Annotated in this window: 13 protein-coding genes; 3 read left to right on the forward strand and 10 right to left on the reverse strand. The window is 73.2% G+C overall.

The genetic code is table 11. The features are described 5' to 3' along the window. Positions 1-120: 120 nt before the first annotated feature. Both ABTZ17_RS13150 and ABTZ17_RS13155 read right to left on the reverse strand, forming a co-directional pair. A complete protein-coding gene (locus ABTZ17_RS13150; RefSeq protein ID WP_352195704.1) occupies positions 121-6,249 on the reverse strand; it encodes a DNRLRE domain-containing protein in 6,129 nt (2,042 codons plus the stop codon). Between the two features lie 563 nt (positions 6,250-6,812). Further along, positions 6,813-9,485, reverse strand: a complete 2,673-nt coding sequence (locus ABTZ17_RS13155; RefSeq protein ID WP_352195664.1) for an ATP-binding protein — start codon at positions 9,483-9,485, stop codon at positions 6,813-6,815. Between the two features lie 160 nt (positions 9,486-9,645). Here ABTZ17_RS13155 and ABTZ17_RS13160 point away from each other — a divergent pair, with 160 nt between their 5' ends. From ABTZ17_RS13160 to ABTZ17_RS13170, 3 genes are all read left to right on the forward strand, one after another. Next, entirely contained in the window at positions 9,646-10,965 is a 1,320-nt protein-coding gene (locus ABTZ17_RS13160) for an MFS transporter (protein ID WP_352195665.1), read from the forward strand. A 3-nt stretch (positions 10,966-10,968) separates the two neighbouring features. Further along, entirely contained in the window at positions 10,969-12,306 is a 1,338-nt protein-coding gene (locus ABTZ17_RS13165) for a carotenoid oxygenase family protein (protein WP_352195666.1), read from the forward strand. An 82-nt stretch (positions 12,307-12,388) separates the two neighbouring features. Beyond that, the gene (locus ABTZ17_RS13170) at positions 12,389-12,880 is read left to right on the forward strand and encodes an SRPBCC family protein (protein WP_352195667.1); all 492 of its coding nucleotides are present in this window, start codon (positions 12,389-12,391) and stop codon (positions 12,878-12,880) included. Between the two features lie 106 nt (positions 12,881-12,986). Here ABTZ17_RS13170 and ABTZ17_RS13175 read toward each other — a convergent pair whose 3' ends face one another. The 8 genes from ABTZ17_RS13175 to ABTZ17_RS13210 all read right to left on the reverse strand — a co-directional run bounded on the left by ABTZ17_RS13175 (position 12,987) and on the right by ABTZ17_RS13210 (position 21,180). Continuing rightward, positions 12,987-13,220, reverse strand: a complete 234-nt coding sequence (locus ABTZ17_RS13175) for a DUF6480 family protein (protein WP_352195705.1) — start codon at positions 13,218-13,220, stop codon at positions 12,987-12,989. A 28-nt stretch (positions 13,221-13,248) separates the two neighbouring features. After that, the gene (locus ABTZ17_RS13180) at positions 13,249-13,800 is read right to left on the reverse strand and encodes a DUF4383 domain-containing protein (protein ID WP_352195668.1); all 552 of its coding nucleotides are present in this window, start codon (positions 13,798-13,800) and stop codon (positions 13,249-13,251) included. Positions 13,801-13,917: 117 nt separating this feature from the next. Continuing rightward, positions 13,918-14,787, reverse strand: a complete 870-nt coding sequence (locus ABTZ17_RS13185; protein WP_352195669.1) for an AraC family transcriptional regulator — start codon at positions 14,785-14,787, stop codon at positions 13,918-13,920. Positions 14,788-14,909: 122 nt separating this feature from the next. Next, positions 14,910-15,464: a hypothetical protein gene (locus tag ABTZ17_RS13190; protein WP_352195670.1), complete on the reverse strand. Its 555-nt coding sequence runs from the start codon at positions 15,462-15,464 to the stop codon at positions 14,910-14,912. A gap of 182 nt (positions 15,465-15,646) precedes the next feature. Further along, complete coding sequence (locus ABTZ17_RS13195; RefSeq protein ID WP_352195671.1) at positions 15,647-16,912, reverse strand: hypothetical protein; 1,266 nt, start codon at positions 16,910-16,912, stop codon at positions 15,647-15,649. A gap of 371 nt (positions 16,913-17,283) precedes the next feature. After that, positions 17,284-18,399, reverse strand: coding sequence for an NADAR family protein (locus tag ABTZ17_RS13200; protein ID WP_352195672.1), 1,116 nt, complete (start codon positions 18,397-18,399; stop codon positions 17,284-17,286). Between the two features lie 73 nt (positions 18,400-18,472). Next, positions 18,473-19,642, reverse strand: coding sequence for an FUSC family protein (locus tag ABTZ17_RS13205; RefSeq protein WP_352195673.1), 1,170 nt, complete (start codon positions 19,640-19,642; stop codon positions 18,473-18,475). Between the two features lie 68 nt (positions 19,643-19,710). Further along, complete coding sequence (locus tag ABTZ17_RS13210) at positions 19,711-21,180, reverse strand: serine/threonine-protein kinase (RefSeq protein WP_502994662.1); 1,470 nt, start codon at positions 21,178-21,180, stop codon at positions 19,711-19,713. Between the last annotated feature and the right edge of the window lie 15 nt (positions 21,181-21,195).

Below are 21,195 nucleotides of genomic sequence, written 5' to 3' on the forward strand. Positions count from 1 at the left end.
GCCGTCCGGCGGGAAGCCGGTCGGCCCGGGTCGGGGGTTCCCGCCCCGGCCCGGCGGTGGGCCGGAGCGGGGCGGGAACGAGTCCGGCGCGGGATCCGCGTCGGTCGGTGCCGTGCGGCGTCAGCGGTTGCCGTGCGACGGGTGGACGGTGATCAGCGGGACCCAGTACGGGATGCCCCACTTCTTGCCCTTCCAGATGCCGAACCGGATGGCGACGCCCCAGCCCGGTGCCTTGCGCGCGGCGTCGATGATCTTGCCGAGCGTCTTGGCGCCCCAGCCCAGCGCCTGGAGGGCGACGGAGAGGGCCTTGCCCACCGGGTGCGGGATGTACCCGACGAACCGGCTGAGGATCTTGGCGACGGCACCGCCGGCCTTGAGGGCCTTGGCGAGCTTCTTCGCCTGGGAGTCGCGCAGGTAGTACGACCAGACCTTGCTCCAGCCACGGCCGTCGAGGTCCGCCATCGTAATGGGGTCGACGGGGTAGCCGTAGTAGTTCGGCGAGCCGGCCGGGACCGGGTCGACGGACAGGAAGCGGCCCGTGGACGCGTTGTACACGCGCTGGCCCATGAGCGTCAGACCGGTGAGGGTCTCGCTGGAGCGCTGGTTGCCGCCGAGCCACCCGTAGCGGGTGGAGGGCTGGCCGTCCCGGGCGTTGCCGTACTCGTCGTTGTCCAGCACCTGCGGGGCGTCGGCCGGGTCCAGCGGGAGCTGGAGGGCGACGTCGCCGTGGATGTTGGTCAGCTGGAGGACGACGCCGCCCTGGGCGCCGGTGGTGGCCGTGAGCAGACCGCTCGCGTTCTCGACGTTGCGGGTCAGCGCGCCGGTGGCCACGTCCTCGACGATCCAGCGCGGGTTGTCGCTCTGGCCGTCGTAGTGGTTGAGCTTCTGCTGCTCCTGCGTCCACGTGCCGTCGATCTGGTTCTCGACCGTCCAGCCGCGGAAGCGGAGGGAGGCGTCGAGGGTCCACGTCTGGCGGTTGGCGCCGGAGGTCTGACGCTGGACCAGGTCGTTGGCGAAGTAGTCGAGCGTGCTGCCGGGCAGCGCGGTGGTGCGGCCGAAGGCGTCGTAGGTGTAACCGGAGTCGACCAGACGGTCGCCCGTGTCGTACCCGTACGTCTTGGCGGTGCCACCGGTGGTCGGGCAGGCGGCGCCGGCGGCGCCCTCCGCCGTGGTCAGCCCGGTGCGGTTGCTGCGCTTGTCGAAGGCGTACGACCGGGTGGTGCACACGTCGCCGACGCTGTCGTTCACCTTGGTGAGGCGTCCGGCGCGGTCGTAGGAGTAGTCCTGGGCGGACCAGCCGGAGTGGCTGAGCGCCTGACCGTGGGCCGAGCGGCCGATGCTGTCCGAGTAGACCATCAGACCGTCGCTGTCGCGGGTGTAGACCCGCTGCAGGCCGGCGCCGGTGGAGTCCTCACGGACGTTCAGGGTGTAGCCGCCGGGCAGCTTCTCCGTGGCCACGCCGCCGTCGGCGTCGTAGACGGTGGAGAACGTACCGGCGATCGAGTCGGTGGTGCCGGTGACCAGACCGCGCGGCTCGGCGTTGTGGTCGTACGCGTAGGTGACGGTCGACGGAGCGGAGTCCGAGGACTTGACCGGCCGGTTCAGCAGGTCGTACTCGAAGGTGGTGGTGCCGCCGTCGGCGTCCGTGTACGAGATGAGCCGGTCGAGCTTGTCGTACTGCTGGGTGATGGTGCCGCCGGTGGGCGAGATCGTCTTCACGACGTTGCCGCTGTGCGGGTCGTACTCGAAGGTGCGGTCCGGCACCGCGGTGCCCACGCCGCCGGTGGTCTTCACCGAGCTGGGGCGACCGGCGTTGTCGAACTCGGTGACGGTGGTGCGGGTGACGCCGTTGGCGCTCTCGGAGACCTTGGAGACCTCGCCCCACCAGTTGTACTCGACGGTGCGGCCCGGCAGCTCGGCCGGGTTGGTGCCGCCGCCGGTGGTCGCGGCCGCGGGGCCGCTGTAGCAGGGCAGGTCGGCCCACTCCGGGCGGCCGGCGCAGGCGCCGGTGCCGGTGGCGGACCAGTAGTTCGTCACGAAGGTGGCCGCGTCCGAACCGTTGGAACCGGGGCGGATCGACTTGGTGACCCGGCCCTGCGCGTCGGTCTCGGTGGCCGTGGTGATCGCCAGACCCGCGGGGTCCTGGATCGTCTTCGTGGTCAGGCCCTTGACCCAGTCGTACACCGTCTGGGTGGCGCGCGCGTCGGCGTGCAGCGTCGGGTGCAGCAGGAGCTGGGCGCCCTTGGTGACCTTGGTGACCTGGTCCTGGACGGTCGCGCTGCCGTCGGTGGGACGGCCCGCGTCGTACTCGTTGACGGTCCAGCCGCGGGCGACGACGGAGGAACCGGCGGTCGCCACGGTGCTGCTGCCCGACTTGAGGTCCTCGGCCAGCTCGATGCGGTGCAGCGGGCCGAGCTCGTGGAGCTCACGGGTGCCCTTGGCGTCGAACACGGAACGGCTGGCGAGCAGTTCCGCCCGCTCGGCGCCGGCCATCCCGTTGATGCCGAGGTCGGCCAGCAGGGCCTTGTCGGCGTCGGTGACGCCCAGGGCCAGCGAGCGGTTGCCCGCGGTCAGTTCGCGGACGATGTTGCCGTGGTGGTCGTACTCGGTGGAGGAGACGTGACCGCCGGGCTCGGCGGAGTTCACCTCGCGGCCCGAGGCGTTGGTGTAGGTGATCCGGGCGCGCTTGTAGTCCGTCGCGGTGAGCGCCGAACCGGCGTGGCCGGAGGGGACGGAGTCCGCCGGGAAGACGGCGGTGGCGTCGGTCGGGGCGTCGGTCTGACCCCAGGCCTTCACGTCCGTCGGACCCAGCTTGTACGGGGCGGCGGCGCCGGTCAGCGGCACGTCGTAGACGACGCTGGTGGCGGCGGTGCCCTCCTCCACGTCGGCCGTGCCCTGCTTGAGGCCCTTGCGGGTGGCCTTCAGCAGCATGCCCTCACCGGCGGTGGCGGCGTTGCCGGCCTTGCCGTAGGTGAAGTCCCAGGGGATCTCCGACTGCGGGTGGTACCAGGTGACGCGGCCCGCGGAGTCGTAGGAGTACTGGGTCTGCATGCCCTGGTTCAGGTGCGGGTTCCACGCCTGGCGCAGCCGGCCGCTCGCGTCGTAGCGGTAGGTCGCGATGGCCTGCGAGGTGGCGTTCGCCGCGCCGCCCCAGGTGGACCAGAGGCGGATCTCCTTCACCTGTCCGGCGAAGTCGCCGAAGTCGGCGCCCGTGGAGTGCCCGGTGGCGGTGGTGGTGTTCGCGTACACGAACTCCAGGGAGCGGCAGCCCTTGGTGGCCGGGGCCGTGGTGCAGGTCTGCGCGGAGACGGCGGAGGTCGGCGCGATGATCCGCTTGGGGCGGGCCAGCTGCTTGCCGTCGACCGTCACGGCCTCGGAGACCACCGTGGTGGTGGCGTGGTCCAGGCCGCCCTTGGTGGCGCTGGTCATCGGCCAGTTCAGGCCCGCCGCGTCGGCCTTGGCGAAGGTGACGGTGGCGCCGTCGTTCTCCTTGAGGGTGAACGAGCCGGTCAGGGAGCCGGTGAGGACCAGCTCCTCCGAGCCGGGCTCGGCCTTCCAGCCGTTGCCGGAGGTGGCGGTGAAGCCGACCTCCTCACCCGTGTTGTCGACGACGGCGACCGAGGTGGCGGAGGTCTTCTTGACGTACGACCACCGGGTGTCGGTCAGCTCGGCGACGGTGCCGGAGGTCCACTCCTTGCCGAAGATCGGCGCCTGGCCGTCCTGGATGCCGCTCGCGCCGGGACGCCGGGAGGACGCGGAACGCGTCACCGACATGTCGAAGGCGGAGGCGTCCGTCTCGGTGAGGGAGAAGTCACCGGTCAGCTGGTTGAGGGTGCCCGGGCCGACGGAGGTCAGCGGGGCGTCACCGGCGATCCGGTCCACGGTGATCGTGTGGTGCGGGGAGTAGGTGTACCCGGTGCCGCTGGTGAAGCCGGCCCGCACGTCGATCGCACCGTCGGTGGCGAGGGTGTCGGTGATGTTCCAGGTCAGACCGATGGGCTTGCCCGCGGGAGCGGAGGCCGGCCAGCCGGAGATCGTCGACCCGTCGGACGCCTTGCGGACGTCGGCGACGGGCACGTCCTTCCAGGTGTCCGTCTCACCGCGGCGGTACTGGTACACGACGCCGGTGTGGTTGTCCTTGCCCTCGGCGGACAGGCCCACCCGGCGGGCCGGGCGCTCGCCCTCGCCCGGGGTGAGCAGCGCGGAGCCGCCACCCGCGGAGAAGGTGTAGGAGGTCTCGGCCGAGGTGTTGCCCGCGGCGTCGCGGGTGCGCGCCTTGAGGGTGTGCTCGCCGGCGCCGAAGGTCAGCGAACGGGTCACGGCGGCCGTGGTGGCGACCGTGGTCCAGGCGGCACCGTCCAGCGAGTACTGGACGTCCTTCACGTCGCCGGCCGGCGGGGTGAAGGTGAAGTCACCGGTGAAGTTGCCGTTGCCGTCCGGGGTGCCGGACCACTGGCCCGCCGGGAACTGCGTCGAGGAGACCGTCGAGGCGGCCGGGGCGGTGGTGTCCACCGTGAAGGTCTGCCAGGCCGACCAGCCGCCGTTCCACGCCTGGCCGTCGTAGACGGCTGCGCGCCACTTGTACTGGCCGGGGGCCAGTGCCGTGGTCGGCGTCCACGGGGCGTTGGTGCCCGAGGCGACGAACGCGGAGGTGCCGGTCTGCAGGGCCGCGGTGCCGGTCGGCGTCCAGATCTCGTACGAGAGCCGGACGGTGTTGCCGTCGGCGTCGGTGGCCTTGCCCGTGAGGGTCGGCGTGGTGTCGTTCGTCGACACGCCGGTCAGCGGGGAGACCGGGCTCGCCACGCCGGGCTTGGTGTTGTACGTGACCGACATGTACGGCGTGTTCGTGGCCGCGTTGCCGGAGTTGAAGCGCTTCCAGCCGTAGGCGTCGGCTTCGTCGGTGGCGCGGATGCCGAGCGTGTTGTTGCCGTTGCCGTTCGCGGCCCAGGCGGCGGCGAGGGCGGTGACGTTCTGACTCACCCAACCGTCGTTGCAGGCCGAGGAGAAGCCCTTGGTGGAGGTGGTCGACGCCCACTTCTTGTTCCAGCCGGGCTGCGCCGTCCAACGGGTGGCGGTCGAGGGCACGCCGGTGTCCCAGACCTCCCAGCCCTTGGCCGTGCAGGACCACGAGTGGTGGTTCCACAGGTTGAGCTTGGCGTCGATGATCTGCTTGCCGCTGATCTTCGACATGGGGAAGGTCAGGAAGGAGCGGGCGACCTGGCCGGAGCCGTTGTTGCCGAGCTTCAGCTCGGTCTGCGCCGACACGTCCGTGGCGTAGCCCTGCTGGACGAAGGTGTCGAAGCCGACGCCGATGCTGACGGCCGGGTCGATGGTGACCGGGAACTTCGTCTCCGGGTCCGCCAGGAACTTCGCGTCCGGGGTCAGCGTCAGGTCGATCGCGTCGCCCTTCTGCGTGACCTTCAGGCCCACGTCGACGATGTTCTTGTGGTCGCCGGACTTCGGGTCCACGGCGGCGTCCCACATGACGGGCGCCGGCAGCACGCCGACCTGCTCGCCCGTCTTCGCGTCCAGGAACGTGACCGAACGGTCCTTGTTCGCGCGGGCCTTGATGCCCTTCGCGGCGAGCGTGAGCGTCACTGAGCCGTTGGCCGCGATGGCGCTGCGGTCCTTCAGCTCCAGGAACTGCTCGAAGCCGGTCCGGGTCGACTCGACGATCAGGTCGGTACGGGTCAGCGCGTCCACGTACCGCGCCGTCGTGCCCTCGATCTTCGGCTCGGGCAGCGCACCGCGCCAGCCGATGTCGAGGCGCTTGCCGTCCTCGCCGAGCGAGATCAGCGGGGTGGAGGGGGTCTCGTCGGCACCGGGCGCACCGGCCGCCCTCATCTTGGCGGCCTTCGCGGCGGGCGTACGACCGGCCAGCTTCAGACCGAGGGGGTGCGCCTTGGCGCGCAGCCCGCCCCCGGTGGCCGGCACGAGCTCCACGTCGATGTTCTGCCAGGCGCCCGAGGCGTCCTGGTAGCGGATCGGGCCGCTGGCGGCCTCGACGGTCGTGCTGCCGTCGGGGTTGGCGAAGGTCGACGCGTTCTCGGTGCGCTCGGAGAGCGCCTCGACGCGGTGACCCGACAGCCGGGCGGCGACCTGGGCGGAGGCCAGGTCCTTCGCCGACTTCGCGTAGGTGACGGGCTTCTGGGGCGCGGCCGGGGCCTTGCCCCGGTTCAGCGCCACGGCCTGACCGGTGGTCGCGACGACCACCGCGGTCTCCAGCGCCATCAGCGTGGCCATCGCCATGGCCACACGCGGCAGGGTCCGGCCCCGGCGGGACGCGCCTCTGCCCTGTGCAAGGGATATGAGCGGGGCGGAGTGCCCTGCCCCTTCCCCCGTACGACGGTTCATGTGAATGCCTTCCTGGCACACGAGAGCGTTTGTCTCGCGGCCCGCGCATCCTCACATCACGGCGGGGGAAACGGGAGGGGAGTGAAAAGAGCAGGTCAGAGGCGGGGAAGAGCACGCTGCGCAGCAAGTTGATCAATCATCAACAACCATTTGGGGGTTTTACGTCCTCTTGACTCTCACCCAAAGTGATCATGGAATCTTTGCTTCCGCCTCGACACGCCGAAGGGCGGAGGCGCGACCGACATGTGATCGTTACCAAAGGTGGGGGAAAGCTCAAACCTTCCTCAAAACCGCCGTGGGGCGCGCGGTTCGAAGAGCGGCCTTCCTCCCGTGAGGACGCCGGCGCGCCGGTGGCGGTTGCGCCGGAACCGGTTCCGGTTCCACGGGGCGGCACGGACGGCCGTTGCACACGCGACGGACACCGCGTCCGTTCTGCGGCACCCCGTACGAACCTCCTCCTACGGACGGAACTCGGGCAGGTCGCGGAGCTGCCGGCGCGAGGTCAGCCCGAGCTTGCGGAAGATGGCGCGCAGGTGCGCGTCGACCGTCCGCGGGCTCAGGAACAGCTTCGCCGCCACCTCCTTGGAGGTCGCCCCCTCGGCCACCAGACGCGCGATGTGCACCTCCTGCAGGGTCAGCTCGTCGGAGGGCTTCGCGGTGCGCTTCCGCGCCTGCTCACCGGTGGCGCGCAGCTCCCCGGCGGCCCGTTCCGCGAACGCCTCGACCCCCAGCTCCGACAGGGCCTCGTGCGCCCGTCGCAGCTCCGCGCGCGCGTCGCGCCGCCGCCCCTGCCGACGCAGCCACTCCCCGTACAACAGTCGTGCCCTGCCCCGGTACACGGCCAGGGACTCGTCCCCGAGCAGGTCGACGGCCTCCCGGTAGGCGTCCTCGTCCCCGGTGACCAGGGCCCGGGAGTACGCCTCGACCCCCAGGCCCCAGGGGTGCCCGCCCGCCCGGGTCCGCTCCCGGAGGGCCGCCAGCGCCTCGGCGGCCGTGTCGGTCTCCCCGAGGCGTACGGCCGCCTCCACCAGCTCCGGCAGGGCGAGCCCGGCGGTGCCGACGCTCCCTGCCCCGACGGCCCGCCGGGCAGCGGCGAGCGCGGCGGACCAGTCGGCCAGGCCGTTGCCGAGCACGGCCGACGCCCACTGCACGCTCAGGCTCATCCGCCGGTCCACCGAGCCGAACAGCTCCAGCGCCTCCCGGCGCCGCCCGCGCAGCGCCGCCAGGTGCAGGCGCGGATACACCAGGGGAGCCGCGCCGGTGCCGTCGGCGATCGCCTCCTCCTCGGAGATCAGTTCCGCCGCCGCGCCGAACTCGCCCCGGTGCACGGTCGTCGTCGCGAGCATCGCCAGCCCGACGGGCAGGGCGTGGAAGGACCCCGCCCGGCGACCGGCCTCGACGGCCCCGGCGGCGATGCCGCACATGCCGGAGAAGTTCCAGAACTCGGCGGCCAGCAGGTAGCCCAGCGACGGCCGGGAGGCCCACACCGGGTCCTCCGGCGTCCCGACCAGCGGTCCGAGAACGGCTCCGGCGGCCCGGTGGCCCGCATCGACCAGCGCCGTGACCCCCTCGATGACGCGGGCCTCGGCGGAATCCGATCCCGCCGGCAGCGGCAGCACCCGGACGGCCGCCACCACCGCGTCGAGTCCGCCGAGCAGGACGCCCATCTCCACGGCGTCCAGGGCGCACGCGCGGGCCCGCTCGGGATCGACGGCCGTCAGCCGCTCCGCCGCCCGCAGCAGCGGGGCCGTCGGACCCTCGTCGCCGCGACGGCGCACGAAGGACAACTTGCCGCGCAACAGGTCCGCCCGCGCGGCACGCACCGGATCGTCCCCCGTCACCGTGGACAGCAGGGACGCCGCCGCCTCGAACTCGCCCGCCGACAGCTTGGCCCGGGCCGCCGCCAGGGAGCGTTCGGCCCGCCGATCCGGCTGCGCGGTCAACTCCGCCGAGCGCTCCAGGAAGGCCGCCGCGGCGGCGGCCCCGCCCCGCTCGTGGGCACGGGCCGCCGAGGCTTCGAGCGCCGCGGCCACCTCCTCGTCGGGTCCCGAGCTCGCCTGCGCCCGGTGCCAGGCCCGACGGTCGGGGTCCGCCACCGGATCGGTGGCGGCGGCCAGGGCCCCGTGCGCCCGCCGCCGGTCCTCGGGGGTGGCCGCCCGGTAGGCCGCGGAACGGGCCAGCGGATGGCTGAAGCGGATCCGGGTCCCGAACTCCACCAGCGGGGCGGACCCCTCGACGGCCGTCGCGTCGATGCCGAGCCGGTCGGCCGCCGCCCACAGCAGACCCGGATCCCCGAGCGGGTCCGCGGCCGCCACGGTCACCAGCAACCGGGCCGTCGGTGCGAGGAGTTCGAGCCGGGAGCGGAAGCTCTGCTCGATCACGGCGGGCACCGGACCGGGCTGGACGAACCCGCCGGCCATCCCGGCGGGTCCCGCCGTCCGCGGCAGCTCCACCAGCGCGAGGGGGTTGCCGCGGGCCTCGGCCAGGATCCGCTCCCGCACCCGCTCGTCCAGCGGCGCCCCGACGGCCGCCCCCAACAGGGTCCGCGCCTCCGTCTCGCCGAGCCCCTGGAGGTGGTGGGTGGGCAGCCCGGCCAGTTCCGGGCCGCCGCCCGTCTCGCGCGCGGCGAAGACCAGCACCACCGGCTCCGCGGTGACGCGGCGGGCCAGGAAGGCCAGGGCCTGCGCGGACGCGCGGTCCAGCCACTGCGCGTCGTCGACCACGCACAGCAGCGGCCGTTCGCCCGCGATCTCGGCGAGCAGCCCCAGGGCACCCACGCCGACCAGGAACGGATCCGGGGTGCCCGCGGCCAGGCCGAAGGCCACCTCCAGTGCCGCCCGGTGCGGGCCGGGCAGCGCCGCCGAGCGGGCCGCGACCGGAGCCAGCAGTTGGTGCAGCGCCGCGAACGGCAACTCCATCTCGAACTCGGCCCCGGAAGCCCCCAGGACGAGGAACCCGCCCGACCGGCGCTCGAGTTGCTCCAACAGCGCGCTCTTGCCGATGCCCGGCTCGCCGCGCAGGACCAGCGCACCCCCCTTGCCGTGGCGGGCCCCGTCGAGCAGGGCTTCGAGCCGACGTGTCTCGTGCTGACGGCCGATCAGAGGGGCGCCGTCCGTGTGCGTTCCGGGCATGATCCACAACCTATGCGGTCCCGCCCCGCGGAGGAATCGACGAACGAGCCGTTCCACCGCGGCCGCCGTCTCCGCCGCCCCCGGCCCTACGTACTCCGCCCCACCATCTAGGTGATGACCACCGACGCGAACCACGTCCGCCCGCCGCGAAGGTGGAGCCATGAACGACACCGCAACCCGCCCGGCCCGCACCGGCCCGGCACCGCGGACCGCCCGCGGCCCGAGCCCGCTGGCGGTCCTGGCCACGGCACAGTTCCTGGTCGTCCTGAGCGCCTCCATCGTCAACGTCGCCCTGCCGCAGATCCGGACCGGGCTCGCCCTGTCGGACGCGGGCCAGGCATGGACGGTCAACGCCTACGTGCTCGCCTTCGGGGCCCTCCTGCCCGTCGGAGGCCGCGCCGGGGACGTGTACGGCCTGCGCCGCACCTTCCTGACCGGCACCGGCCTCTTCGCCGCCGCGTCCCTGGGCGCGGCCCTGGCCCCCTCCGCCACCGTCATGATCGTCTGCCGGGCCGCCCAGGGCACCGGCGCCGCACTGCTGGCCCCCGCCGCCCTGGCCCTCGTCCTGACGCTCCACCCCACGGGCAGGGCGCGCGGCACGGCCCTCGGCGTCTGGGGCGCCGTCTCCGGAGCCGGCGGAGCGGCGGGCGTCCTCCTCGGCGGGGTCCTGACGGGACTGTACGGCTGGCGCGCGGTGTTCGTCCCGATGGTGCCCCTCGCCCTGGCGGTCCTCGCCGCCGGCCGGCTCCTCCCCGCCGCCGACCGGCCCCGCGGCGGCAGCCTGGACCTTCCGGGCGCACTCACCCTGACGGCCGGACTCACCGCCCTCACCTACGGCCTGACGGGACCTTGGGCGATCGCCCTGGCCGGGCCGCCCCTGCTCGCGGCGTTCCTCGTCCTCCAGCGCCGGGCCGCCGCCCCGTTGGTCCCGGCCCGCATGAGGGCGGTGGCCCGGCCCGGCCTGCTCATGGCCCTCCTCGGCGCGGTCTGGCTCGGCCTGTTCTACTTCCTGCCCCTGTACCAGCAACGCGTCCTGGGGTACTCGCCCCTGGAGGCGGGACTGACCCAACTGCCCCTCGCCCTGATGATCGCCCTGTCCTCCTGGGCCACCGGCAGGCGGGCCGGCCCCCGCGTCCTCCCGGCCGGGCTGCTCCTCCTGGCCGCCGGACTGGCCTGGCTCGCCCGGACCCCGGCCGACGGGAGCTTCGTCCCGGACCTGCTCGGACCGACCCTCCTCATCGGCGCCGGGCTGGGGGCCGCCTTCGTCCGCCTCACCGCGCTGTCCTCGGCGGGCGTGGCCCCCGCCGACAGCGGACTGGCCGGCGGACTGACCAACGCCACCCGGCAGATCGGGGGAGCCCTCGGACTGTCCGCCCTCACCCTGCTCCCCACCTTCGGCACGGCCTTCCTGGCCTGCGCCGCCCTGACCCTCCTGATCGCCTTCCTCGCCGCCCTCCCGGCGTCCACCCGAAAGGTCTGACCCGTGAACCTCGACAAGCCCTACCTCAGCGGCCACTTCGCCCCCGTCACCGACGAGACCATCGGCCACGACCTCACCGTGCGCGGCACCCTCCCGCCCGAGCTGAACGGGCGCTACTTCCGCAACGGCCACAACCCCAAGCCGGGCGTCACGCCCGGTCACTGGTTCCGCGGGGAGGGCATGCTCCACGGCATCCGCCTGAGGGACGGCCGTGCCGAGTGGTACCGCAACCGCTGGGTGCGCACCCCGTTCCTGGACGGCGTCCCGTTCACCGGTACCGAACTCGAGGTCAGCGCCGCCGCCACCAACATCATCTTCCACGGGGGCCGCTACCTGGCCCTGCAGGAGGCCAACCTGCCCTACGAGGTCAGCGCCGAACTCGACACCATCGGCGTCCACGACTTCGGGGGGAAGCTCACCGGAGCGATGACCGCCCACCCCAAGGAGGACCCGGTCACCGGCGAGCTCCACTTCTTCGGCTACGGCCCCTTCCCGCCGTACCTCACCTACTACGTGGCCGACGCCTCCGGAGCCGTCGTCCGGACCGAGGTCGTGGACGGCGCCGGCCCCTCCCTCATGCACGACTTCGCCCTCACCCGCGACCACGTCGTCTTCATCGCGTCACCGGTCGTCTTCGACCACGCCGAACACTCCGGCATCCCCTACCGCTGGCACGACGAGGTACCGCTCCGGCTGGGCGTCCTCCCGCGGGCCGGGGGAGCGGTCCGCTGGTTCGAGGTCCCCGACCAGGCGGCCCTGCTGCACGTGGCCAACGCGTACACCGACGGGCAGGGCCGGATCGTCCTCGAAGCCCCGGCCTTCGACCGTTCCGCCTGGGAGAGCTCGTGGAAGTGGTGGGTGGGCGCCCCCGGATTCGGCACCAGCCCCGCCACCGGCTCCACCTTCCACCGCTGGATCATCGATCCGCTGCGCGACAAGGTCACCTCGGAACCCCTCAACGGACTCGTCACCGAGTTCCCGTCGATCAACGACGCCCACACGGGCGGCGACTACCGCTACAGCTACGCCATCGCCTTCCCCGGCGGCGGCCTGTCCGGGTACCACACCGTCAAATTCGACTCCCGCACCGGCCGGGAAACGCTGCTCGCCCACGGCGAGGGCCGGATGCCGGGCGAGGCGGTCTTCGCCCCCGCCGCCAGCGGCACCGGGGAGGACGAGGGCTACCTGCTCACGATCGTCAGCGACCTGGTCGCCGACTCCTCGGAACTGCTGGTGCTGGACGCGGGCGACCTCAGCACGGTGGCCGCCGTCGAACTGCCCCGACGGGTACCCGCCGGCATCCACGGCCACTGGATCCCCGACACCGAACAGCCCGCCTGACGGCCGGCCCCGACGCCCCACCGCACCCACCCGATCGACCACACCCGGCCCTCCCGGGCCGCTCACCACCTACGGAGCAGCCATGACGGACCACCCCACCACCATCGACGAGACCGCCCCGGTGATCGCCGACCACAGCATCCGGATCGCCGCGCCCCTGGAGCGGGTCTGGGAGCTCCACACCCGGATCGCCGGGTGGCCCGACTGGCAGCCCGACATCACCGAGGCCCGCGTGGACGGGCCCGTGGCCCCCGGCACCACCTTCCACTGGGAGACGGCCGGCCTCTCCATCGACTCCACGGTCTACGCGGTCGACGCCACCCGGCACCGCATCCTGTGGGGCGGCCCGGCCCACGGCATCACCGGCATCCACGAGTGGACGTTCACCCAGGACCCGGACGGTGACGGGGACGGCGACGGGGACGGAACCGTCCTGGTCCACACCCGCGAGTCCTGGGCGGGCGCCCCCGTGACCGCCGACCGCGTGCACCTCGCGGCCGCCCTGGACCAGTCCTTGGCCTCCTGGCTGACGGCCCTGAAGCGGACCGCGGAACAGGAGCACCGGGCGGGCTGAACCGGATGCCGGGCCCGCACGCGCACGAGGAACGGCGGTCGCGCCGGGGGAACCGCTCCCCGGCGCGACCGCCGTCCCTCGTGCCCGCCGTCCCCGTCCGGCGCGCTCAGAGCCCCGCGATCCGCACGGCGAAGAACGCCGCCACGAGCAGGGCACCGAGCGCGATGAGCGCCAGGAAGGCCCGGGGATGCTCCCAGAGGCCGCCGTCCGGCCGTTCCGGGTGGGCCGATCCGATGGAGCCCTCGGCGGGAGGGGTCTCTTCCGGAGGGATGCGAGGCGTGTTCACGGCTCCTCCTCGGGGGAGAGGGGTACGACCTTGTGGGTGCGCCGTACCCGCGATCGACAGGGTGGGGGCGGCGGCGTACGGCTCACCGCTCCGGGGGCCGCGCAGTGAGGGCGGAGACGCGCGCCGCCCCGCCGACCGCGATGCGCGATCGTGCGTCGTTTTCCCGGGCCGCTTGGTCCGGGTGGCGACGACGCCAGTACGGGTTGTCGTGCGGCAGGCCACCGCTCACCCGGCCGTACATGCCGAAGGTCATGATCAGCAATCCCATCAGGAAGCTGAAGATCACGTTCGACATGCCGAAGTCCAGGATGTTGCCGGACCGCCCCACGAGGAACAGGTGGACGAACCCGCTGAGCACGAAGAGGACGCCCACCACGATGTTCACGCTGGAGGCCAGGTTGCCGCCGACGACCGCCGCGCCCAGCAGCAGCAGTCCGACGATCACCGAGATCGTGCTGAGCAGTCCGTTCGTGGAGAGCCCGGCGATCTGCTGCCCGTCGGTGTCGAAGGAGTCCAGGCTCCCCGCGAAACCGAGGCAGCCGAAGACGAGCAGCAGCAGCCCGCACAGGGCCGCACCGATCCGGTACACCCGCGCCAGCGGGTGATCGACGGGAAGTTCGTCACGCAGTCGCACGAGACCCTCCAGGGGGATGCGGTGTCCGTTCTCCCGAGGACCCGATCATGCCCTGAAACGATGCACTGGGGAAACTTGCGGCGTTTGTGCATCGAAATAGCGATATGTCCGCCTTGGTCACTCCGGTTCCACGGGCAGCCACAGCTCGCAGGTCGCGGTGGAGAAGTCGGCCGCGCGGTCGAGGACCGCGACGATCGAGGGGCCGGGCCGCAGCCGCCACGGGTTGGAGGGGAACCAGTCGGTGGCCGTCGCCGCCCACGCCGTCTGGAGCGCCTGCGGGTGCGGTCCGGCCGTCCTGAAGACGGCCCATTGGCCGGCCGGCACCTCGATGGCGTCGAGGTCGTCGGGCGTGGCCGTCGCGGCCCCGACCGCGACCCCGTGCAGGTAGGTCAGCTCGGTGCCCTCGGCCGCATCGGGGTCGAGGTCGTCGGTGACCTGCAACAGCCCGCCGGGCTCGGTGTCGCCGAGCGCCTTGAGCCGCTGGTGCGCCTCGGGCGGCAGCGACAGGACGTGCCGCTGGATGTCCGGATTGACGCCCTGGTGGACGAGCGGCACGCGGGCGGCGTGCCCGACCAGCCGGAAGGCGGGACGGTCGACGAGGCGGGTGTCCATGGGGGTGCTCCCTTCGACGGTCAGGCGGATCCTGAGCCGTGGTTGTGCGCGGAGAGGACCCCCGTCGCGCCGGACGTCACGCGGACCGGCGCCGTGCACCGCACGGAACGCCCGCCCGAACGCCTCGGTCGACCCGTAGCCGTACCGGACCGCGATGCCCAGCAGATCGCCGTCGCCGCGCACCACCTCGGCGGCGGCGACCGTCATGCGCCGTCGCCGCACGTACTCCGAGAGCGGCATGCCCGCCAGGGAGGAGAACATCCGGCGCAGGTGGTACTCGGTCGTACCGAGCCGCCCCGCCAGTCCGCCGACGTCCACTTCCTGGTCTAGTCGCTCCTCGACGAGGTCGACGAGCCGGTTGAGAGCCGAGATCACGGGGGCCTCCTTTCAGATTCCACCCTGCCGCACCCGACCCGCCGCCCACCCGACCACAACGATCCGATCCGATCATTTCCCCCGGCATCGCCCGCACGCTCGGCCCCGGCACGGTGACCCGGTCACGGGGTGGGCGGGGGCGTGGAGCTCTCGCTGTGCACGAGCCACGCGCCACTCGGCTGGTAGGCGGCGGTCACGTACAGGTGCTCACGTGGTCCGCGCGTGAGGGTGCCGTCAGCGGCTGTCGAGACGGGGGTGTACGTGACCCGGAACATCACCTTGTCCTCCGCCGACCCCGCGTCTTCGAGCCGGACGTCGACGGGCCGCCTGGTGGCGCCCACGGGCGGCGCGTCCCGGACCTGCAGCCCCTTGCCGAGATCGGGGCTCTCCGGGCTCAGGTACCTGTCGGCCCGGTGGTGCGGTGCGCCGGCATCGGCTGCAGTGACGGTACGGGCGGCCACGACGTACGCGATCGTCGCCGCCTCCGGCGTCAGGGCGGGCGAGCCGCTGGGACGACCCGGCCCGGAAGGAACCTCCCCCGGGTGGGTCCGCGTCGCGGAAGCGGGGGCACCGCTGCCGGGACCGCCGCCGACCGGCCCGGACCCGGCAGGACCACCACACGCCACCAGAACCGCGCACAGTGCGATGACGTTCACGGCCTGGGACAGACGGGACATCGCAGGTTCCTCACTCTCGTGGACTCCGCCCACACGTGTCGCGGTCGCTGCTCACGGCCCCTCCTTCACCAGGGCCCCAACTCCCTGGACGCCACCGTCCGTCGGCCCGGTTCTCCACCAGGGCAGGTCGCAGGGGTCGTCCCGCGGACTCGGAGGCGCCGGCACGCCACCGTTCTCGGCTCCTAAGGCCGACCCTCGGGCTTCTTGAGCCTTGTGGGCTTCGTGGGCTTCGTGGGCACCGTGGCCTCGGCGACGGTGCTGGCCCATCCGACCATGGCGCGGTCTTCCAGGCCGTCGGGGTCGGGGGCCAGGGCGGCGGCGCAGCTTCCTCCGGCGTGCTGGATGGCCACGCCGATCCAAGGGAAGGGGGGCCACCAGGGCGATTCGTCTTCGAACGCGCCCGATACGGCCCAGTACGTGACCAGTTCCCGGTTGCTCTCGGTGATCGACTCGAGGGCGCCGAGGCGGGCGAGGGGCCGTCGGACCTCGGCGATCCGGGTGCCGGCGCAGGTCCGGAGGTGCCGAGCGCCACCGGGCCGCAAACCGTCGACCTCGACGCGGTCGGCCCGCGCCACGGCGACATCGGCGGTGAGGCGCAGCAGGTCGAAGCGGCCGCGGGGCGCCTGGCCGCGGAGCTTCATCTTGAACGTCTCGGTCGGGCCGATCCAGGCGTAGTCCTCTCCGACCGGCCCCGCTTGTACCTGCTCGGGCCTTTCGTAGTCGACGAACGGATTGCGCCGTGCCGCGGAACCGTGGTTCCCGCCGAGGATCCCGTCGTAGGAGTCCTCCGTGGGCGTGGTGGGCTGATCGTTCACGGTGATGCGGGTTCCGCTGACCTCGTACAACGAGGTCAGCATGCGTACGGCGGTCTTCCCCTTGTTCTGCACCGACACCCACATGGTGAACTCGATGTGTTCGCCGGTGTCCTGGACGTCCTCGATGCCGTTCTCGACCGCGACCACGGGCGTGGCCGTCCCCGGTTCGTAGACGGCCGTGTACCAGAACGGGGGGACGGCCACGGCGGCTGCGAGCACCGCCGCCAGCGCGGTCAACTTGCCCGATTTCCACGTGGCCTCGGCCGAGTGATCCGGTGCAGGGGAGACGGAGGGCGCTGTCGCCGCGGGGCGCGAAGCGAAGTCTTCGTACAGCAGGATCGCAGCGAGTGGAATCGCGGCGAGGGCGAGCAGGAGCGAGATCCACAGGAGCCACTGGGACGCGAAGTCCGACAGCACGCTGTAGGCGATCGCTCCGGAGACCAGAAGGGCGGCGACGTCGGCCCCGATGACCGTCCCCCACTGAACCGGCGTCGCGCTGCCACCGGGCCGTCGGGCGAGCGAGCTGCCGAGGACGGTGACGACGGCGGCGATCAGGAGGAAGAGGCCGTTCACCCGCACCTCGAGGTCTTCGCTGAAGAAGAGGTCGATGCCGCCGAGCAGACCCAGGAGCACCCCGACGTAGAGGATCAGGTAGATCCGCCCGAATGTGCGAACGGCGCTCGCCCCGCGCCGTACCCACCCGGTGGACGGTCCCGGAGCAGCGGCGGCCCCACCGGCGCCGGGCCCTGCCGCGGCGTTCGCCCCCGCGGCCGCCGCCCCCGGCGCGTTCCCACCCGGTGCCGGGCCGCCGCCCCCGCCTCCACCCGCCGCACCGCCCGCTACGCCACCGTTGCTCAAAGTCCCTCCCCGGACACGTCCTTCGCGAGGGTAGGACGCCTTCGGCCGGGTGAGCCCTCATCCGTGATCGAGGCCCCCACACCTACGCCGTACGGCACGACACCGCCTACGACCATCATCCGAGCCGATCCGCTCACCCCATCCGCTCACCCCACCGGGATGCCACTCTCCCTGGCCCGGAGCTCGGAACGCACCAGTTCCAGGAGCCGACCGGCCCAGTTCCGCCCGCGGCCGGCGTTGTCGCCCCAGTAGAAGGAGTCGTCGTCGCAGAGGACGGTCGCGTCCCCGGTGCCCAGCAGGATCGCCGCGAGGTCGGGGTGCTGGTCGAACTTCGCGCGCATCAGCCCCGCCATCACCGCGGTACGGGCCTGCTCCCAGCCTTCCCGGCGCGGCAGCTCGGCGGCACGGCGACGAGCCAGGGCTCCGCTCTCGGCACCCGTGACCTCGGCCCGCCCGGCGGGGTCGGCGACGGACGACGCCCAGTAGGCGTGCTCGACCGACAGGTAGGTGTCGCCGCCGACTACGATCGGTGCCGGGTAGTCACAGCGCAGGGCCCGGGTGCCCGGATCCTCCGCGCGACGCTGAGGGAAGCTCAGGGCGAGCCGTACCGTCGGGGCGAAGCCCTCCGCGGGGCCGTCCGCGGGGACGCGCGGCGGCGCGGCGGCCCACCGCGCCCGCTCCTCGAAGTACGCGAGCGCCTCGTCGTACTCCGCCTGATCGACGGGCTCGTCCGGACGGTCCTCGAAGAGGCCTCCCGGCCCGGCGACGAGGGCCCGCAGTGGTCCGTCCCCGCGGTCCATGTCCCCGAGAGCGAAGGTGCGACTGGTCTCCGGGATCGCCAGATAGGCCCGGCGGGCGGCCTCCCGGTGCTCCTCGGTACGGTCGGCGAGGAACGCGTCCACGGCCGTCAGGCACCGGTCGGTCGAGTCGGGGCGCCCGTTGAGCTGGTCGATCGTGTCACGGACCTCGGCGAGCACGAGCTCGGGCGTGGTCCAGGACCGAGCCCCGGCGAACTCCCAGGACGCGAGCCGGTGCACGGAAGCGGAGGCTCCGTCCTCGTACGAGGTGGCCACCCAGCCGCGGCGCAGCTTCTCCTCGAACGCGTCGAGGGTGACCAGCTCCCAGCAGTCGACGAGTCCGTCGGCGTAGATGAACAGATCGGTGAGGAAGTACCTGCCACCGTTGCAGATGAAGGCGTGCCGCCAGGTACCGGGGATGCGGACGCCGTCCGACGTGCGATGGATGAGCTTCTTTCCGATCATCGGACGATGATGCCGGACCCTTCTGCCCGGGGATGGACCGCCCCCGCCGGCCTCCGTCCGAACCCCGTTCCGATCAAGCGTGCGGTGCCCCCCGCCCCGGCGGCTCACCCCCGACGGGCCCACCGGCATCGGCCCCCGTACCGGCCCCGGCCAGGAGCCGCCGATGCCGAGTCAGGGCCTCGTGCGTCAAATGGAGCCCCGCGCGCAGGACGGCGTCGCGCCGGCCGGGGTACGCCCTGCGGTGGGCGCGGTCGAGGGCACGGGCCCGGTCGAGGGGAGCGGCGAAGTCCTCGCCGAGCAGCGCACGGTCCAAGGCGTCCGCCGTGGCCCGGACCAGCGGGGCGAGGGCCCGCGACGCCGGGTCGTGCGACCGATCCCCGGAACGCCCCGCGGAAGCGTCCGCCGAGGGCGCGGTCACCCCACCGGCGGTGTCCCGTCGGGCCCGCTCGCGCAGCTCGTCGGTGAAATGCTGGAGCGCCGAGGCCGAACGGACCGCCAGTACCAGGCGCCCGTCCAACCCCTCCGGCGGCCGGCCCGCCCGGCGGAGGAGCCGGTACCTTCGGCCCGATGCCCGATCGAAGGCATCCCGGCCGGCCTGCGGCCCGAGCCACAGCCGGGCCCGTTCGGGGAGCGGCCCGGAGAGGGCCGCTGTCGGCGCCCCCGCGCCGCCCCCCGTCGTGCCCCGCTCCAGGGCGCCCGCGATCCCGCTCAGGAGACCGGTCACGCCGGTCCGGTAGCCGTCCACCTGTTCGGCAGCGGTACGGAAGGGGGCCGGGGGCCACAGCAGCGGCGCCAGGACGACGACCACGGCGATACCGACGAGGCTTTCCTCGAACCGTGCCAGCGGGTACCCGGGGACGGCCGTCGCGTACACCATCAGCGCACTGATCAACACCTGTTGGTTGGGCGAGCCGGGCCGCCCCAGCAGGTACGTTCCGGCACACCCGCAGACGAGGACGAGGGGAAAGGCCCAGCCGGGATCCGTCACCCAGTGCAGCAGCCCGGTGCTCAACAGCACCCCGACGAGCACCCCGGCCAGGCGTTCCCGGCCGAGCCGGGGCCAGACGTAGACGTCCTCGCGCAGGATCAGCACCGCGGGCAGCGCGGCGGGGACCGGAGCCGTGCTCGTCCCCCACCACAGGCAGAGGTACCAGGACACGGCCGCGCAGAGCGCCAACCGCGCGGCGCAACGTAGCTTCCCGCCGAGGGAGGGCCCGTGCCGAACGGCGAGCGAACCGGACATGCCGGACATCCTAGGTGGCGGCCCTCCGAGTGGGCCCCTCCACCGGGCAGTGGCGCGGCCGCCGTCCGTCAGCCGCCCGTGCACGTGAGGGAGAACGGCACCGGATCGGAGAGCGCACGGACCGGACTCTGGAGTTCCACGGCCATCCCGGTGGTGAGGGTGCCCGCCTTGGCCCAGGTCGTCAGGCGCACCGTGTCCTGTCGGGAGGGCGAGTCCTCGTCCCCGATGGCCAGTGTCCGCCACCGCGGGTCCACGATCGAGCCGTCCCCGGACACCCAGCGGTAGGAGATCAGGGTCGGCTCGGGCGCGGTGAACGTGGCCGTGAAGGAAGGCGCCTGACCCTCCGGGATCGGACACGGCCCCGTGTACCTCGTGTTCGCCCCGACCACCGACACCCGGACCCCCGAGCCGGAGAGCTCGTCTCCGCCCGTTCCGTCCCCGGTGGTACGGACGAGCACGTACCCCGCCACGAGGAGGCCGGCCGCCACGACGGCCGCGAGCACGGCGTACCGCCGCCGCCGGGAGCCCTGGCCGCCCGCCACGACCGCCCCGGTCCCGGGCTCGGCCACAGCCCCGACGGCGGTCGCAGCCGTGGTCGTGGCCGCGGTCGCGGAACGGGCGGCCTCGACTTCGGCCGCGGGTCCGACGCTCGCGCGGGTGGTCGCGTCGCCCGGGCCCGTGGCCACGGGGCCCGGCTCCGTCACGGCAGCCTCGCCCTCACCTTCTTGCGTGCCTTCGCCCGCGCCCCGCGCCGGGAGCACGGACGCCGCCGCCGTGGTCGCGTCCGGCTCGTGGGCGATCTCGCGCAGGGCCGACAGCACGTCACCGGCCCGGGTCCGCCCGCCGGGCTCCTTGCGCAGCAGACCGGCGATGACCGGGGCGAGCGGGCCGGCCCGCACCGGGACCGGCGGTTCCTCGTCCACGACGGCCCGCAACGTGCCGAGGGCGGTGTCCCGACGGAACGGAGAGACCCCTTCCACGGCCGCGTACAGCATCACGCCGAGGGACCACAGATCCGACTCGGGACCCGAGGGCCGCCCCAACGCCCGCTCCGGCGGCAGGTACTCCGGGGAGCCGACCACCTCACCGGTCATGGTCAGGGCGGTGCTCCCCTCCACCGTCGCGATGCCGAAGTCGCCGAGCACCACCCGCCCGTCCTCGGCGAGCAGCACGTTCCCCGGCTTCACGTCCCGGTGCTCCACACCCGCGGCATGGGCGGAACGCAGGGCGCACAGCACCTCGGCCCCGATGTGCGCGGCCCGCCGCGGCGCGAGCGGACCCGAGGCCCGCAGCAGATCGGCGAGGGACTCCCCGCGGACCAGCTCCATCACGATCCACGGACGGCCGTCCTCCATCACCACGTCGTGCACGGTGACCACGTTCCGGTCCGGAATCCGGGCCGCGGCCCACGCCTCGCGCTCCAGCCGCCCGTACATCCGCGCCACGTCCTCGGCCCGCAGACCGGCGGGGGCCCGCACCTCCTTGACCGCGACCTCCCGGCCCAGCGACTCGTCGAGGGCCCGCCACACGGTGCCCATTCCGCCCGCCCCGAG

The sequence above is a fragment of the Streptomyces sp. NPDC097619 genome (assembly GCF_040302735.1).
In the GTDB taxonomy this organism is placed as follows: domain Bacteria; phylum Actinomycetota; class Actinomycetes; order Streptomycetales; family Streptomycetaceae; genus Streptomyces.

Excerpts from the sequence above, each read along its gene's own strand:
- ABTZ17_RS13200 (WP_352195672.1), bottom strand. The coding sequence starts at position 18,399 with ATGATCGGAAAGAAGCTCATCCATCGCACGTCGGACGGCGTCCGCATC.
- ABTZ17_RS13170 (WP_352195667.1), top strand. The coding sequence starts at position 12,389 with ATGACGGACCACCCCACCACCATCGACGAGACCGCCCCGGTGATCGCC.
- ABTZ17_RS13210 (WP_502994662.1), bottom strand. The coding sequence starts at position 21,180 with ATGGGCACCGTGTGGCGGGCCCTCGACGAGTCGCTGGGCCGGGAGGTC.
- ABTZ17_RS13155 (WP_352195664.1), bottom strand. The coding sequence starts at position 9,485 with ATGCCCGGAACGCACACGGACGGCGCCCCTCTGATCGGCCGTCAGCAC.
- ABTZ17_RS13205 (WP_352195673.1), bottom strand. The coding sequence starts at position 19,642 with ATGTCCGGTTCGCTCGCCGTTCGGCACGGGCCCTCCCTCGGCGGGAAG.
- ABTZ17_RS13150 (WP_352195704.1), bottom strand. The coding sequence starts at position 6,249 with ATGGCGATGGCCACGCTGATGGCGCTGGAGACCGCGGTGGTCGTCGCG.
- ABTZ17_RS13160 (WP_352195665.1), top strand. The coding sequence starts at position 9,646 with ATGAACGACACCGCAACCCGCCCGGCCCGCACCGGCCCGGCACCGCGG.
- ABTZ17_RS13190 (WP_352195670.1), bottom strand. The coding sequence starts at position 15,464 with ATGTCCCGTCTGTCCCAGGCCGTGAACGTCATCGCACTGTGCGCGGTT.